Annotated in this window: 11 protein-coding genes and 1 pseudogene; 4 read left to right on the top strand and 8 right to left on the bottom strand. The window is 72.0% G+C overall.

Annotation, left to right across the window (positions count from 1 at the left end; translation table 11 throughout):
• Positions 1–59: 59 nt before the first annotated feature.
• Together ACIRPT_RS33380 and ACIRPT_RS33375 are read left to right on the top strand one after the other, a co-directional pair.
• Positions 60–790, top strand: a pseudogene (locus ACIRPT_RS33380) (cytochrome P450); the annotation flags it as partial.
• A gap of 39 nt (positions 791–829) precedes the next feature.
• Positions 830–1,024: a ferredoxin gene (locus ACIRPT_RS33375; protein WP_403497493.1), complete on the top strand. Its 195-nt coding sequence runs from the start codon at positions 830–832 to the stop codon at positions 1,022–1,024.
• A 99-nt stretch (positions 1,025–1,123) separates the two neighbouring features.
• Here ACIRPT_RS33375 and ACIRPT_RS33370 read toward each other — a convergent pair whose 3' ends face one another.
• The 8 genes from ACIRPT_RS33370 to ACIRPT_RS33335 form a co-directional block, all read right to left on the bottom strand.
• On the bottom strand, positions 1,124–2,938 hold the full coding sequence (locus ACIRPT_RS33370; RefSeq protein WP_403834212.1) for a CocE/NonD family hydrolase: 1,815 nt from the start codon (positions 2,936–2,938) through the stop codon (positions 1,124–1,126).
• A gap of 268 nt (positions 2,939–3,206) precedes the next feature.
• Positions 3,207–4,139, bottom strand: a complete 933-nt coding sequence (locus tag ACIRPT_RS33365) for an LD-carboxypeptidase (RefSeq protein WP_403834063.1) — start codon at positions 4,137–4,139, stop codon at positions 3,207–3,209.
• The gene (locus tag ACIRPT_RS33360; RefSeq protein WP_403834061.1) at positions 4,136–6,175 is read right to left on the bottom strand and encodes a prolyl oligopeptidase family serine peptidase; all 2,040 of its coding nucleotides are present in this window, start codon (positions 6,173–6,175) and stop codon (positions 4,136–4,138) included. Before ACIRPT_RS33360 ends, ACIRPT_RS33365 begins: the two co-directional genes overlap by 4 nt.
• 74 nt (positions 6,176–6,249) lie before the next feature.
• The gene (locus ACIRPT_RS33355; RefSeq protein ID WP_403834059.1) at positions 6,250–7,668 is read right to left on the bottom strand and encodes a M20/M25/M40 family metallo-hydrolase; all 1,419 of its coding nucleotides are present in this window, start codon (positions 7,666–7,668) and stop codon (positions 6,250–6,252) included.
• Complete coding sequence (locus tag ACIRPT_RS33350) at positions 7,661–8,494, bottom strand: M55 family metallopeptidase (RefSeq protein ID WP_403834057.1); 834 nt, start codon at positions 8,492–8,494, stop codon at positions 7,661–7,663. The genes ACIRPT_RS33355 and ACIRPT_RS33350 overlap by 8 nt, the downstream gene beginning before the upstream one ends.
• 128 nt (positions 8,495–8,622) lie before the next feature.
• A complete protein-coding gene (locus ACIRPT_RS33345; protein ID WP_403834055.1) occupies positions 8,623–10,947 on the bottom strand; it encodes an FtsX-like permease family protein in 2,325 nt (774 codons plus the stop codon).
• Positions 10,948–10,950: 3 nt separating this feature from the next.
• Positions 10,951–11,718, bottom strand: a complete 768-nt coding sequence (locus tag ACIRPT_RS33340) for an ABC transporter ATP-binding protein (RefSeq protein ID WP_403834053.1) — start codon at positions 11,716–11,718, stop codon at positions 10,951–10,953.
• A complete protein-coding gene (locus tag ACIRPT_RS33335) occupies positions 11,715–12,221 on the bottom strand; it encodes a PadR family transcriptional regulator (protein WP_403497478.1) in 507 nt (168 codons plus the stop codon). The genes ACIRPT_RS33340 and ACIRPT_RS33335 overlap by 4 nt, the downstream gene beginning before the upstream one ends.
• Before the next feature lie 270 nt (positions 12,222–12,491).
• On the opposite strand from ACIRPT_RS33335, the gene ACIRPT_RS33330 reads away from it, so the two are divergent.
• Together ACIRPT_RS33330 and ACIRPT_RS33325 are read left to right on the top strand one after the other, a co-directional pair.
• The gene (locus ACIRPT_RS33330; protein ID WP_403834050.1) at positions 12,492–13,763 is read left to right on the top strand and encodes an ABC transporter substrate-binding protein; all 1,272 of its coding nucleotides are present in this window, start codon (positions 12,492–12,494) and stop codon (positions 13,761–13,763) included.
• A gap of 210 nt (positions 13,764–13,973) precedes the next feature.
• On the top strand, positions 13,974–15,773 hold the full coding sequence (locus ACIRPT_RS33325) for a glycoside hydrolase family 13 protein (RefSeq protein WP_403834047.1): 1,800 nt from the start codon (positions 13,974–13,976) through the stop codon (positions 15,771–15,773).

Genomic DNA, 15,773 nt, shown 5'->3' with positions numbered 1-15,773 from the left:
CCTGCGCGGAGCCCGCTGTCGCGCGTCGCCTTCCATGACGGCCGTCAGGTGTGGGCCGGCTCGACGTCCCGTACGCCGACCACGACTTCTTCGAGGAGGAGTCCCGCCGGATCCTGCGCGGCAGTACGGGCGAGGAGGCGGAGGAGGCGCGCGGCAGGCTGGAGGAGTACTTCGCCGCGCTGATCGCCCGCAAGAGAAGGAACCGGGCGACGGGCTGCTGGACGAGCTGATCGCGGACAGGCTCCGGGCCGGGTCTCTCGCACACGAAGAACTGGCCCGGATGGCCATGATCCTGCTGGTCGCGGGCCACGAGACCACCGCCAACATGATCTCGCTGGGCACCTTCACGCTGCTGGAACACCCCGAACAGCTCGCCCGGTTGCGCGCCCGGGACGCCCTGCTGCCGACCGCGGTCGAGGAGCTGCTGCGGTTCCTGTCCATCGTCGACTCCCTGCTGCGGGTGGCGACGGAGGACATCGAGACCGACGCCGGGACCATCCGCGCCGGTGATGGGGTGGTGTTCCCCACGTCGCTGATCAGCCGCGACGGTACGGCGTACGCGGCGCCGGACGACCTGGACTGGAGCCGCGGCGCGCGGCACCACGTGGCATTCGGGTTCGGCATTCACCAGTGCCCGGGCCAGAACCTCGCCCGTGCGGAGAGGGAAATCGCGCTGCGGTCCCTCTTCTCCAGGATCCCGGATCTGCGACTCGCCGCGCCCGCCACCGACATTCCGTTCAAGTCGGGTGACACCCTGCAAGGCATGATCGAGCTGCCGGTGACCTGGTAGAAGGCGCCGGTGGCCGCGGACAAGTGAAAGGGGTCCGAGATGCGGATCGCCATTAACCAGGAATTGTGTATCGGCGCAGGCCAGTGCGCCCTGACCGCGCCGAGTGTCTTCACCCAGGACGACGACGGCTTCAGCCAGGTACTGCCCGGCAGCGAGGACGGCGCGGGCGACCCGCTCGTACGCGAGGCCGCCCGCGCCTGCCCGGTGCAGGCCATCAGCGTGAAGGACGCCTGAGCCCGCCCGTTCCGGCTGTCGTCCCTGCTCTCACCGCTTTCCGTGCCGGCCCTGCCGTCCCTACTGCGGTCACCCCATCCGCTAGCGGACGGCCCGGCCCTACTTCAAGGTCCCCTGGGTGACGGGAAGTTCGAGGACACCGGTGTCCTCGGGCGCGCTGGTGACCGTCACCGGCTTCACTCCGCGATTGCCCGCATAGGCGGTGTCGCTCGCGGCGATCACGAAGCGCAGGCGGTGCCCCGGCTCGTAACGGTGCACGATGCCCGGGAGTTCCACGGTGAACTTCCGGGTCACATCCGGCACCCGGGCCGGGGCCACCAACCGGTGCACCAGCGTCTTCGTTCCGTCCGGCGCGACATCGTAGAGCTTCGCGAAGAGCACCAGCTTGTCGGCCGCGTCGGCGGAGTTCTGCACCCGCTCCGTCTGGGGCGAGACGACCCTCAGCGTCACCTTGGGCGCGCCCACCACATCCACCGGTCGCCCCGCCACCGGGGCGGACGTCCAGTCCAGGTAGGTGCCCTTGATGTCGTACGGGGCGGGGTCCGGCAGACCGAGCATCCCGGCCAGCGAGTTCTCCGAATGGCTGGTGGGCACCAGCAGATTGCGGTACTCCCGGCTGCCGCGCGCCACCTTCCTGCGGTTGTCGACGAGCTTGCCGTCGCCGGAGAGATACAGCTTCTGGCCGCCCACGGGGACGGTGCGCGAGGTGGCATAGGTGGACCCCTCGGTCACCCAGTCCCGGTAGTAGGCGAAGGCGGGACCGGTGTCGGTTTCCTTGCGGTGCTGGAGATAGCGGTCGAACCAGGCGAGGATCCGCCGGCCGACATAACTGGTATCCAAGTTCCCCTTGCCCAGGTCGAGTTCGCCCGTCGCGGGGTCCTTCATCCCGCCGCTGTGTCCCCAGGCCTGCCAGATCATCTTGGCCGGGGTGCCCTGGGCGGTGAGGGTGCGGTAGGTGGCGGTGGCCTCGTTGAGGTTGAAGAGGGAGTCGGCCTGGCCCTGCACCAGCAGGGTGGGGGCCTTGACCGACTTCAGGTAGGAGACGGGCGAGACGCTGCGGGCATACGCCAGCATGGTGGCGGTCTTGTCCGCCGGGTACCTACGGGAATCCAGCAGCCGCTTGGTCTCACAGGCCGGCGCGACGAAGTGCAGACAGCCGGCGCCGCCCCACCGCGACGGGTCCAGGCTCGGGTTGAGCAGCCCCTGCGCCTCGCCGATCAGGAAGAACCCGTTCGTCCACTGGTACTTGTACGCGCCGGGCACCGGCCCGCTGACGCCCTGCGTACGGCCCGCGTTGTTGGGGTCGAGGGAGTACGAGAGGTCGTTCCAGGTGATCAGCGGGACCAGGGCGTCGACGCGGTGGTCGACCGAGGCGGTGGCCATCTGGATCGCCCCGCCGTACGAGCCGCCGATCATGCCGACCCGGGGGTCGCCCTTGCCGTCCTTGGTGACGTAGTCGACCCGGGTGCCGTCGTCGGATGTGCGCGACCCCGCCAGGAAGTCGACGAGCCGGCTCGCGGCCCGGCCGTCGGCCTTGGGGTCGTCGAGGGAAATCGGGCAGCCGGTCTTGCCGAAGCCGAGGCCGGAGTAGGCCAGGGCGACATAGCCGCGAGCGGCGAAGGCCTTGGCGGTGGCGTCGGTCGAGCCGTCCGCCTTGCTGCCGCCGAAACCGTTGGTGGTCAGTACGGCGGGCGCCGGGTGCGCGGCGTCGACGCCGGCGGGGCGGTAGAGGTCCGCGTCCAGGGTGCAGTCGCGGTCACCGGCGCGGACGGTCATCCTGAGCGCGGTCACGGTGTACGGGTCGGCGGCGGAAGCGTTCGCGGGGGCGGACAGGACGAGGGGCGCGGCGAGGGCGGTGCCGGCCAGCAGGGCGAGGGAAGTGCGCAGTACGGGGCGGGACACGGCTCGGGACACGCTGGGCACGAATGACCTCCACAAGGACGGCCGTACCAACCAGTCGGTAACGGCGCCTCATGTTGTGACACGAGTAACCGAGGTGTCAACGCTCCTGACAGGAGTTACTGGCACGAAGTCAGTTCACGTCGCTGCGGCGTCAATTCATGGCAGTTTGCTGTCAGTTCACTGCCATGTGCTGCCTTCTGCCGCCGGCCACTCCCCCCATTCCCGGCATCGGCAATTACGGCGACCCGACGCGGGGTTCGGAGCGGCCCGACGCCGGATCTCAGGTCAGCGGCGGCGTCTCGAACGTCAGCGTGCCGGCCGTCGCGTCCAGCTCCGCCGGTACGCCCAGGGGCAGGGTCAGCGCCGAGTCGCCGTGCCCGAAGCCGAACTCCTCGGCCACCGGCACCCCCAGCCCGCCCAGCCGGTCCACCAGCACCTCCCGCACCCGCTCGTACGGCCCGCAGCGCGCCCAGGAGCCGAGGACGACCCCGGCGACGTCGTCCAGCCAGCCGGCGCGCAGCAGTTGGGTCAGCGCCCGGTCGATGCGGTACGGCGACTCCCCCACGTCCTCCAGCAGCAGGAGGCCGCCCGCCGCACCGGGCCTGGCGTGCGCGGTGCCCAGCTCGGTGGCGAGCATCGTCAGGCAGCCGCCCAGCGTGACCCCGGCGGCCCGGCCCGGCGCCAGCGGACGGGCGGACGCCGAGGCCACCGTGCGGACCGTCTCCGGGGCGAAGAGCGTGCGCCGCAGCCCCTCCCGGGTGGCGTCGTCCTTGAGGAACACCTCACCCGCGACGGCCGGGCCGTGCAGCGTCGCCACCCCCGCGCGCACCGCGAACGCCTCGTGCAGCACCGTCACATCGCTGAAGCCGATCAGCGGCTTGGGGGCGGCGGCCCGGATGGCGGACCAGTCCAGCAGGTCGGCCATGCGCTGCGCGCCATAGCCGCCGCGCGCCGCGAACACCGCCTTGACGGACGGATCGCACCACGCCTCCTGGAGATCGCGGGCGCGGTCCGCGTCGGCGGCAGCCAGATAGCCCAAGGACTCATGAGTATCGCGGACATGGGGCGCGGCCACCGGGTCGAGGTCCCAGCCCCGCAGCACGTCCAGCCCGCAGTCCAGCCGCTCCGGCACGACCGGGCCGCTGGGCGCGACCACCGCCACCCGGTCGCCCGGCCGCAGGCGTGGCGGCCGGATCGCCCTCGTTACCGTCATGTGCGCAGCTCCAGTGCCGGGATGTCGTCGCGGGTGAAGCCGAAGGTCTGGGCGTAGAGGGAGAGTTCGGCCTCGACGGCGCGGACGATGGTCTCCGCGCGGCGGAAGCCGTGGCCCTCGCCGGCGAAGGCGAGATACGCATGCGGTATGCCGCGCCCGGCGACCTCGGTGAGGAACCGGTCGCACTGCGCCGGCGGGCAGATCACATCGTCCAGGCCCTGGAGCAGCAGGAACGGCGCGGCGATCCGGTCCGCGCGATGCAGCGGCGAGCGGTCGCGGTAGCGGTCGGGCACCTCGGCGAACGGGCCGACCAGCGACTCCAGATACTGCGATTCAAAGTCATGGGTCTCGCCGGTCGCCCAGCCCGCCAGGTCCAGGATCGGGTAGCTGATCGCGCCGCAGGCGTAGACGTCGGTGGCCGAGAGCGAGGCGGCGGTGGTCCAGCCGCCGGCGCTGCCGCCGCGGATCGCCAGCCGGGCACGGTCGGCGGTGCCCTCGTCGGCCAGCGCGCGGGCGACGGCGGCGCAGTCCTCGACGTCCACCACGCCCCACTGGCCGCGCAGCCGCTCGCGGTACTCCCTGCCGTAGCCGGTCGAACCGCCGTAGTTGACCACGGCGACGCCGATGCCCCGGGAGGTGAAGTACGCCAGCTCCAGGTCGAGCACCAGCGGGGAATGGCCGGTCGGGCCGCCGTGCACCCACACCACGTAGGGCGGCAGCTCGCCCTGGGGGGCGGTGAATTCGGGGTGGTGCGGCGGATAGATGTGCGCGTGGATGTCCCGGCCGTCGGGGCCGGTGAAGGCGCGGATCTCCGGCGTGGGGTAGTAGGCCGGGTCCACCACATCGGTGTGGCCGGCGGCGATCACCCGGGCGCGGCCGGTGCAGGTGTCCAGTTCGACGATCTCGTACGAGCCGTGCGGGCCGGCGGCGACGCCGATGATGCGGCTGCCGTGGACGGCGAGGGTGGGGGCCCATTCCGTCCAGGGCCCCGCCGAGTCGACCAGGTCGCCGGAGACCGGGTCGAGGATGCCCAGGGTGGTGGTGCCGCGGCCGTGGATGACGGCGAGGGTGCCGTTCTCCAGGGGCAGGAACCAGCGCTGCCCGACGTTCCACAGCGCACCGCCGAACTCCTCCTGGCGGGCCGGGCACAGGGCCCGGCGGGCGGCCGCCCCCGGTCCCGGCTCCGCCCGGCCGCCGTCGGGGTCGATGCGCTGCAGCTCCCACCAGCCGCTGAGGTCGGAGACGAAGAGCAGCGTGCCGTCGGCGGCCCATTCGATCTGCGGGACCGATTCCTTGGTGCCGGGGCCGCCCGGCGCGCCCGGCCCGGGGTCGCCGACAACCGGCCGGACGTCGTCGAACTCCCCCTTGGCCGTGATCCGGGCGAGCATCACCAGCGTGCCGTCCCAGGGCATGTGGGGATGGTCCCAGGCGATCCAGGCCGCCCGCTGCCCGTCCGGCGAGACCCGGGGGCCGGTGACAAAACGATGCCGGTCGTCGCTCAACTCCCTTACCGAATCCCGGTGTTGGGCCGCGGATCCGTCCAGCGGCACGGCGGCGATCACCCTGCGCACATCCGTGGGACGGTCGCCGGTGAACTCTTCCAGCACGCACCACACCTCGCCGAGCTCCGGGCGCAGTACGGGGTCGACCCAGCGCAGGCCGTCGCCGGTCGCGGACAGCGGGGTGAGCGGGCGCGGGGCGGTGCCGCCGTCCGGCTCGTAGGCGTACAGCCGCTGGTCGGCGAAGTTGCTGAAGACCACGAGGGGTCCGCGATCGGTGACCGTGCCGGCCCAGGGCTGGCCGCCGTACTCCAGCACCCGGCTGCGGACGTTCCAGGGCTCGGGCAGCACCGACTCCACCGCGCCGTCCGGGCGCCTGCGGACCAGCGCCCGGCGGCCGCCCTCGGCGGGCCGCGGCTCCGTCCACCAGACCTCGTCGCCGACCGCACCGACGAAGGCCGGGCGGCCGTCATGGGCGGCAACCGTCCGGGCGTCGATGGGGGACGGCCAGGCACCGTAGGGAGCCGTGGTCACCATGCTGATGTTCCTCCTTTGCCGGACACCGCCCTGGTGCCTGCCCTCTTCCTGCCCCGCCGCCGCCCCGTTCGTGCCTAAGCCTGTCTCAGGAAGTCGTCGAGCACGCGGACCCCGAAGTGCAGCGCCTCGACCGGCACCCGCTCGTCCACGCCGTGGAACAGCGCCTGATAGTCGAAGCCCTCCGGCAGCTTGAGCGGCGAGAAGCCGTAGCCGGCGATGCCCAGCCGCGAGAACTGCTTGGCGTCCGTGCCACCGGACATGCAGTACGGGACGACGTGGCCCTGCGGGTCGAACCGCTCGATCGAGGCCCGCATCGCGGCGTACGTCGGGGAGTCCAGCGGGGCTTCGAGGGCGACCTGGCCATGGTGGTAGTCCCAGGTCACCTCCGGTCCGGTGAGGGCGTCCATGGTCGTACGGAACTCCGCCTCGCCCCCGGGGACGACCCGGCCGTCCACATAGGCGACGGCGCTGCCCGGAATCACATTGACCTTGTACCCGGCCTCCAGCATCGTCGGGTTGGCGCTGTTGCGGACCGTCGGCTCGACCAGCTTGGCGCACGGTCCGAGCTTGCTCAGCAGCGCGTCGACGTCGACGTCGGGCGATACGACATCGACGTCGATGTCGTGCAGCGCGGCCAGCTCGCGGAGCGCGGCCCGTACGGTCGGGGTGAGCCGGACCGGCCAGGCGTGCTCGCCGATGCGGGCCACGGCGGCGGCCAGCCGGCTCACGGCGTTGGCGTGATTGACCTTGGAGCCGTGGCCCGCCTGCCCACGGGCGGTCAGTTTGAGCCAGGCCGTGCCGCGCTCCCCCGCCGCGATCGGGTACAGCCGCATGCCGCCGCCCGCGTGGAAGGTGAACGCCCCGGACTCGCTGATGCCTTCCGTGCAGCCCTCGAAGAGGGCCGCGTGGTGGTCGGCGAGGAATCCCGAGCCGTCGTGGGCGCTGGCCTCCTCGTCCGCGGTGAAGGCCAGCACGATGTCGCGCCGCGGCCGGACTCCCGCGCGCGCCCACTGGCGGGCGACCGCCAGCACCATCGCGTCCATGTTCTTCATGTCGACGGCGCCCCGGCCCCAGACCACACCGTCGGTGATCTCGCCGGAGAACGGGTGCACGCTCCAGTCGGCGGGCTCGGCGGGCACCACGTCCAGATGGCCGTGCACCAGCAGGGCATCGGCCGACGGGTCCGCGCCGGCGATCCGGGCGACGACGTTCGTACGGCCCTTGGTCCGCTCGAGGAGCGCCGGTTCGAGACCGGCCTCGGCGAGCCGTTCGGCGACATACTCGGCGGCCGGGCGCTCCTGGCACGCGCCGTCACCGGCGTTGCTCGTATCGATACGGATCAGCTCGGAGGTGAAGCGGACCACTTCGTCCAGGGCCTGCTGATCCACGGTGTCGAGGGGATCGACGGCCTTGGCGGGGCCGACGACTCTCGCCGGGCCGACGGTTTTGGTGGGGCCGACGGATCTGGTGCGGTCCCCCTGATGCTCAGCCATATTGTTCCTCCACGGCCGACGAGACGACGGTGGTGACCGCCTTGAAGCACCGGATGGCTTCGTACATGTTCTCACTGGTATACGTCACGCGGCGCTCTCCGCTGCGCTCCACGCCGGGCACGCACGTCGCCGCGCCCACCAGATGCTCGGCGTCGAATTCCATCTCGAAGCGGTAGGGACCGCGCCGCACCGGATCGTGCCGCACCGCCAGCGCCGCGCCCGACTCCGCAGCCGCCCGGATGGCCGCCGCCGTACGCGCCGGGGGCCGGCACACCGCGGCATAGCGCGACACATAGTCCTTGACCGCCACCCCCGGCGCGTCCGGCGCATACCCCAGCGCGTCCTGACAGGTCCGGTCGTCGCCGGTGACCAGCACCACCGGCACGCCGTATTCGGCCACCACCAGGGAATTGAGATACCCCTCGCTCGCCCGGGTGCCGTCGACCCAGACCCCGGTGAGCGAATTCGCCAGATACGTGTGCGCGAGGACCCCTTCGGTGCCCGCGCCGGTGTGATAGCCGACGAAGGCGATTCCGTCGACATCGCCGTGCTGGACGCCCTCGACCATGCTCAGCGACTTATGCCGCCCCGTGAGCATCTGCGCCCGCTCGTCGAGCTGCTCGAGCAGAAGGTTGCGCATCGTCCAGTGCGCTTCATTGACGAGCACCTCATCGGCCCCGCCGTCGAAGAACCCGACGACCGCCGCATTCACATCGGAGGTGAACATATGCCTACAGCGCTCCCACTGCGGCGTACCCGGCAGCACATCGGCGGGCCAGGTCACGCCCGTTGCGCCTTCCATGTCCGCGCTGATCAGGATCTTCATGCCTCGTCACGTTACGCGGACCCGAACACCCCGGCCAGGCCTGTGGATAACTCCGGAGGTCCAGACCGGTGAAGATCTACCCGGGTGGGCCGGCGGGCGGGCCGGCGGGGGCGGGCAGCGCCGGACCCCTACGCCACCGCGCTCGCCGAATCCGCCAGCCGGCGACGCGCCACCCGGACCGCAGGCAACAACGAGACCGCACCCGCAACCAGCACCGCGGCCGCGTCGACCGGCACCAGCGTGCGCAACGCCGGGCGCTGGGCGATTCCCGTCCCCCAGCCGCTGGTGTGGCCCTGGAGGTCGATGAGCCATTCGGCGGCGAAGACGCCGAGTACGGTGCCGAGCAGCACGGCGGCCAGGGCGACGAAGACGGTCGCGGCGACGATCACCGCGGCGATCTGGCGTGGGGTCAGGCCGACGGCCCGCAGGGCGAGGAGGTCGCGGCCGCGGTCGCGTACGCCGGCGGCGACCGTGGTCGACAGCTCGGCCAGGCCGATCAGTACCAGGACCGCGATCAGGCCGATGATGACGGCGCGCACCGCGGAGAGCTGATCGGCGGGGTTGGGGATCTCGCGTACTTCGAGCCGGCCGGCGGACGCATCGGTCAGGGCGTCGCGGACCGCGGCCGGGTCGGTGCCGTGGCGGAGGACCAGGTTGTAGAAGTCGGGGTGCAGCGCCGGGGCGCCGTCGCGGAGGGTGTCCAGGCCGGTGGAGATGACCCGGCCGCCGTCGGCCGGTTCGATGCTGCGGCCGACGATGTGCAGGACGTGGGGCGCTCCGGCGACGGTCATCCGCACCCAGTCGCCGACCTGGGCGTCGAGGAGGTCGAGCAGGCCCTGGCCGGCGATCGCCTCGTCGGGGCCGTCGGCGGCGCGGCCCTCCACGATGGTGAACGGGTAGGGGTGCGCGTCGGTCCCCAGGCCGCGCAGGGTGATGGTGCCGGTCTGTCCCGGTACGAGGGCCTGGACCTCGACGCCCGGGTAGGCGGTCACCCGGGGTTGCGCGGCGAGGAGCCGGTGCAGGTCCCGCTCGCCGAGGCTGTCGGAGCGTGCCGTGAGGGCGGCGGGCAGGCCGACGCGCTCGGGGTGGGAGGTGAAGAGGTTCATGGTGGACCAGGCGCCGAGGGCGATGGTGATGAGGAGGAGCGGGACGGCCAGCCGGGCCACGGCCGACGTGGCGCGCAGCGGGCGGTGGAAGGCGCCGCGCCAGCCGAGTACGACGGCCGGCGGGATACGGAGGCCCAGCGCGCGCCGGGTCGAGCCCGACATCCGGCGGCCGGAGGGTACGGCGGCGCGGGCGACGGGCACCGGTGGGACGCGCCCGGCCCGCCACGCGGCCAGCCAGGTGGCCGAGCCGATGAAGACCACCACCCCGGCGGGGACGGCGAAGGGCAGCCAGGAGTGTCCGGGGAGGTCCCGCCACAGGGCCAGCGCCTCACCGATCCGGCCGGGTGCGAGGGATCCGAGCGTCTGGGTGAGCAGGGCGCCGAGCGCGCCGCCGAGCAGCGCGAAGCCCAGGTGCAGGGCGAGGAACATGCGGACCACCTGGCTGGGGGTGAAGCCGATGGCCTTGAGGACGGAGATGTCCCTGAGGTGCCCGTGGACCCGGGTGCTGATGGCTCCGCCCACCGCCAGGGCCGCGGCGCACAGCGCGCCCAGGCCGAACAGGGCGAGCAGCCGGCCCAGGAGCTGGTTGTCGCCCGCGGCCTCGGCCTTGGCCTGCCGCCAGGTGGAGACGTCGGTGATCCGGTCGGCGCCGAGCCGGGTGACCGCCCGTTGGACGACGTAGTCGGTGTCCGCAGGGTCGGTCAGGCGCAGGCCGACGGTCTGGCCGCGCTGGTCGCGGCCGGCGTCCGAGGCGGCGAGCGTGGCGGGGAGCACCCAGGCGACGCCCGGCGTCTCACCCGCGCGGAAGCCGGCCTCGGCGGTGTCCGCGACGCCCACCACCCGCAGGGGTGCGGGGAAGCCGCTCAGCGCGAGGGAGTCGCCCGGTTTGGCCCACATCGCGCGGGCCACCGAGCTGTCCAGGACGATGCCCCGGTCCGCGCCCGCGCTGGTGCCCTTATCGGCGGCCGGATCGAGCCAGCGGCCCGCGGCGATCTGGGGGACGGCGGTGGTGGGCAGCGCCGGTGCGCCGCGCAGTTCCAGCGTCGCTTTGGAGCCGCCGAGTTGGAAGCTCGCGGTCGTGGTGACCGTACGGAAGGGGCCGGCGGCGGCGCGTACCTCGTCGAGGCGGGCGAGCGAGGCGGCGGGGGCGCCGGCCTGGGTGTGGATCCATACGTGGGCGCCGGTGGACTGGGTGAAGATCCGCTGCCAGGGGTCGGTGGCGTACGCGAACAGGGCGCTGGCCAGCAGCAGCGAGACGGTGATCCCGGCCGTTGCCAGCACGATGAGCACCGCGGACGCGCGGTGCGATCTGAGGTGGGCGTGGGTCCAGCGGGCCGCCGCTCGCACGCGTCAGCCCTTCAGCTTGAGGACGTCGGTCACACCGGCACCGGGACGGCCGCCGCCCAGCTGGACATCGTCGGCCACCTGGCCGTCGAAGAAGCTGATCACCCGGTCCGCGGCGCTCGCCATCCTGGCGTCATGGGTGACCAGGAGGATGGTCTGGCCTCTCTGGTGGAAGCGGGTCAGCAGCCGCAGCACCTCTCTGGTGCCCTTGCTGTCCAGGCTGCCCGCGGGTTCGTCGGCGAGCAGCAGGCTGGGGGCGTTGACCAGGGCGCGGGCCAGCGCGACACGCTGCTGTTCGCCGCCGGACAGCTCGCCGGGCGTGAAGTTCTCCTTGCCCGTCAGGCCCAGCTCCTCGAGGAGCTCCGCCCGGTCGGCGCGGGCCTTCTTCGGGGAGCGGCCGGCCAGCAGTGCGGGGAGTTCGACGTTGTCGGCGACGGTGAGGTTGGAGACGAGGTTGAAGAACTGGAAGACGATGCCGATGTGGTTACGGCGCAGCACCGCCCAGCGCGCCTCGCTGACGGAGTCGACCCTTCGGCCGTCGAGCCAGAGGGCGCCGCTGTCGGGCCGGTCGAGGCCGCCGAGGAGGTGGAGCAGGGTGGATTTGCCGGCTCCGGAGGGTCCGGTGACGGCGACGAATTCGCCGCGTTCGACGGAGAGGTCGACGCCCCGCACGGCATGGACCGGCGCGGCGCCCTCCGGCCGGTGGGTCTTGACCAGGCCGGCCGCCCGCAATATCGGGCCGGATATCGCGCCCGATGGCTCGTCCCGCCTCATTCCCACTCCTCCTGGCAGCGCTCCAGCCAGTCGAGATCCGCCTGCAGATGCAGCATCGCGCCCTCGATCAGCAGCTGCGCGACGCGGTTGCCGCGATCCTCGGCAGCGGCGAGTTTCGACAGGTCGCGCATGGTGTTGAGATAGTGCCGGCGCTGCTTGTTGATCAGGGCGATCTGGTCGGCGGCTCCGGTGTACGGGGCCAGGGCGAGCTTCATGAAGAACTCGTCCCGCACCCGTGGTTCGGCGGTGGATTCGTCGAACCACGCGTCCACCGCCTCGCGTCCCGCCGCGGTGATCCGGTAGATGCGCTTGTTCGGGCGATCCGACTGTTCGACGTCCTCCCCCTCGATCAGGCCCGCTTTCTCGAGCCTGCCCAGGGTGACGTAGATCTGGCCGACGTTCGGCTGAGGGTATGCCGCGCCCAGGAGGTTCTCAAGGGCCTGCTTGAGTTCATAGCCGTGTGCGGGTCCGCCGACCAGCAGCGCCAGGAGTGGCAGCCGCAACGCCTTCCCTCTCCCTCTCCGCCCGTGGTTGCCGGTCCGTGCCTGCCGGCCTGCTGAACTCGTCCGGCCGGGGGCCGGTTCGCCGTCGTATATTCCTGCAGAGCCGTCCGTTCCCGCAGCTCTTCCTGCGTTCCCGCAGCGTTTGCTGCCGGATCTTGAGCCCGTCCGGTGGATGAGGCCCAGGCCCTAGTATCCCTGCATGGCTAACAGGTATACAGGGGGCCTGCCGTCGGGCCGCTGACCCGTCGGTGCCGGTACGAGGAGGAGCCCATGCGGTGGAAGCGTGCCGCGGCCCGGGCTCTGCTCGTGTGCTCGCTGCTGTGTGCGGGGATGTCGGGTGCGCAGGCCGGCGAGCCGCGCGGCGACGCGGACGGGCGCGGCCCGCTCACCCTGGTGACCGGCGGCGACCTCACCGGCTATCTGCGCGGGGTCCTCGGCGGCTGGAACGACCGGCATCCCCGCGAGAAGGTGACGCTGGTCGAGCTGCCGGACGCCGCCGACGAGGTACGGGCGCAGATGGTCAGCGAGCTGCGCTCCGGCAGCGACCGCTTCGATGTGCTGAACATCGATGTGGCGTGGACGTCGGAGTTCGCGGCCGCGGGCTGGATCACCCCGGTGGACGGGCGGCGGTTGCCGCTGCGCCACTTCCTGCCGCCCGTGGTGGACACGGCCACCTTCGGCGGGCGGCTGTACGCCGTCCCTTATGTGACGAATGCCGGGCTTCTCTACTACCGCAAGGACGTACTCGACCGGGAAGGCGTCCGGCCGCCGCGCACCTGGGCGGAGTTGGAGCGCCTGGCGAAGACGGTCGCGCCCAAGTACGGGCTGGACGGCTACGCGGGGCAGTTCCTGCCGTACGAGGGGCTGACCGCCAATGTCACCGAGGCGGTGCAGTCGGCGGGCGGCACGGTGCTGGCGGGCGAGGGCGCGCGGGTCACGGTGGACTCCGCGGCGGCGCGCCGGGGACTGTCCTTCCTCCTCGACGGGGTGCGCGAGGGGTGGATCCCACGGCGGGCGCTGGCGTTCAAGGAGGAGGAGTCCCGGCAGGCCTTCCAGGACGGCAAGCTGCTGTTCCTGCGGAACTGGCCGTATGCGTACGCGCTTGCCCGCCCCGGTTCGCCGAAGGCGGCGGGCAGGGTCGGCACGGTGCCACTGCCGGGCCCGGACGGCCAGGGCTCCAGCGTGCTGGGCGGCTCCAATCTGGCGGTGAACAGCCACTCGCGGCACCAGAAGTCGGCCGCCGACCTGATCTCCTATCTGACGTCCGAGCCGGTGCAGCGCCGGGTGCTCACCGAGGGCGCGCTGCCACCGGTGTGGGCCGATCTGTACGGGGAGCCGGCACTGGTCCGGCGCTTCCCGTATCTGCCGACGCTGAAGCGGAGCCTGCTGGCGGCCCGGCCGCGGCTCAAGAGCCCCCGGTACGACCAGGTGAGCCTGGCGGTGCAGGCCGTGATGCATGACGCGCTCGTGCACGGTCGGAGCACCGACGCGACGGTGGCGCGGCTGAGCCGGGAGCTCAGGGCCATCGCCGGTCGCGGTTGATCAACTTCTATCTTCTAGTTACACGTTAAGTAGCCCGCGAGGGATCGTCGCCTTCTCATACCGCGACAAACTCGGGCATCTATCTGCCATTTTCGGCCGCTTCATTGACACTCAAATGACACACCTACTTAACATGCATGCATACCAACCAACTGACCGGCGAACTGCAGGCCGCTTCGGCATGCTCAGGTAAGAACGGGATCACGGCAGATGCTCACAGCCTCGGCAGGGAACGGCCCCTCGGTCGGACTCGCACCTTCTCCCCCGCTGGCACCGGCCACCGAAGCGGACACCACACCGGACACCACACCGGACACGGCACAGCGCTGGTGGCGCGATGCGGTCATCTACCAGGTGTATGTGCGCAGCTTCCGCGACACCACCGGTGACGGCGTCGGCGACCTGGCCGGCGTACGGGCCGGGCTGCCGTACCTCAAGAAGCTCGGGGTGGACGGCCTGTGGCTCAGCCCGTTCTTCCCCTCGCCGCAGCACGACCACGGCTACGACGTCGCCGACTACCGCGAGGTGGACCCCGCCTACGGCGATCTCGCCGAATTCGACCTCCTGGTGGACGACGCCCACCGGCTGGGCCTCAAGGTGCTCCTCGACATCGTGCCCAACCACTGCTCCAGCGAGCACCCGTGGTTCCGCGCCGCCCTGGAAGACCGGCCCGGCGGCCCGTCCCGGTCGCTCTTCCACTTCGCGGACGGGCGCGGACCGGACGGCGCGCTGCCGCCCAACAACTGGCGGGCGATGTTCGGCGGACCCGCCTGGTCCCGGGTCACGGAGCCGGGCTCCGCCTCCGGCGAATCGGAAGGGAGCGGAGGCGCAGCGAAGGGAAGCGGCCGGCCGGGGCAGTGGTACCTCCACATGTTCACGCCCGAACAGCCCGATCTGAACTGGCGCAATCCCGAGGTGAGCGCCGACTTCGAGAAGGTGCTGCGCTTCTGGCTGGACCGCGGCGTCGACGGCTTCCGTATCGACGTGGCCGCCGGCCTGTTCAAGCACCCCGAACTCCCCGACTCCCCCGACCCCTCGGCAGACGAGCGGACCCGCGACTCGGTCAACCCCCTCGCCTGGAACCAGCCCGAGGTTCATGACGTATGGCGCCAGTGGCGGGCGCTGTGCGAGGAGTACACCGCCCGCGACGGCCACGACCGGCTGCTGGTCGGGGAGGTCTCGGTCCGCACGCCGAGCGAACAGGCCGCCTATGTCCGGCCCGACGAGCTGCACCAGGCGTTCTTCTTCCACCTGCTGACCGCGCCCTGGGACGTCGACGTCTTCCGCAAGGTCATCTCCGAAGCGCTGACCGACATCGCGAGCACCGGCTCCACCGTCACCTGGGTGCTCAACAACCACGACCAGGTCAGGACCGTCACCCGGTACGCGACCGGGCCCGGCGGCGAGGCGAGCGGGGCGGGAGCGGCGCGGGCCCGCGCGGCCGCGCTGCTGATGCTGGCGCTCCCCGGGGCCGCGTATGTCTACCAGGGCGAGGAGTTGGGCCTGCCCGAGGTCGACGATCTGCCGGACGAGGTCCTCACCGACCCGATCTTCCACCGCACGGGCAGCCGTCAGCACGTCCGGGACGGGTGCCGGGTGCCGCTGCCGTGGACGGGTGACGCCGCCCCGTTCGGCTTCAGCGCCACGACGGGCGCCACCGGAACCGGCGGCGCCGGGACCTGGCTGCCGCAGCCCGAGCGGTTCGCCGAGCACACCGCGGACCGGGCGGTGGCCGACACCGGGTCCTTCTGGCACCTGTACCGCGAGGGGCTGCAGCTGCGCCGTACGCTCCCCCAGCTCGGCGAGGGCACGCTGCGGTGGCTGGAGACGCCGCCTCAGGTGCTGGCCTTCGTCCGCGGGGATGGCCTGGTGTGCGCGGTCAACTTCGGCACCCTGCCGGTCCCCGCCCCCGTACCCGGCGCCCCCCTCCTGGCCAGCGGCGACTGCCCCGCGGGAACCCTCCCCGGCGCCACCGCGGCCTGGTGGATGCACACCCCCGACGCCGACTAG

Origin of the sequence: Streptomyces sp. NPDC101227 (assembly GCF_044767545.1) — a bacterium.
Classification (GTDB): Bacteria; Actinomycetota; Actinomycetes; order Streptomycetales; family Streptomycetaceae; genus Streptomyces.
The sequence above is the reverse complement of the archived record's forward strand: the minus strand, read 5'-3'. Positions and strand labels throughout refer to the sequence as shown.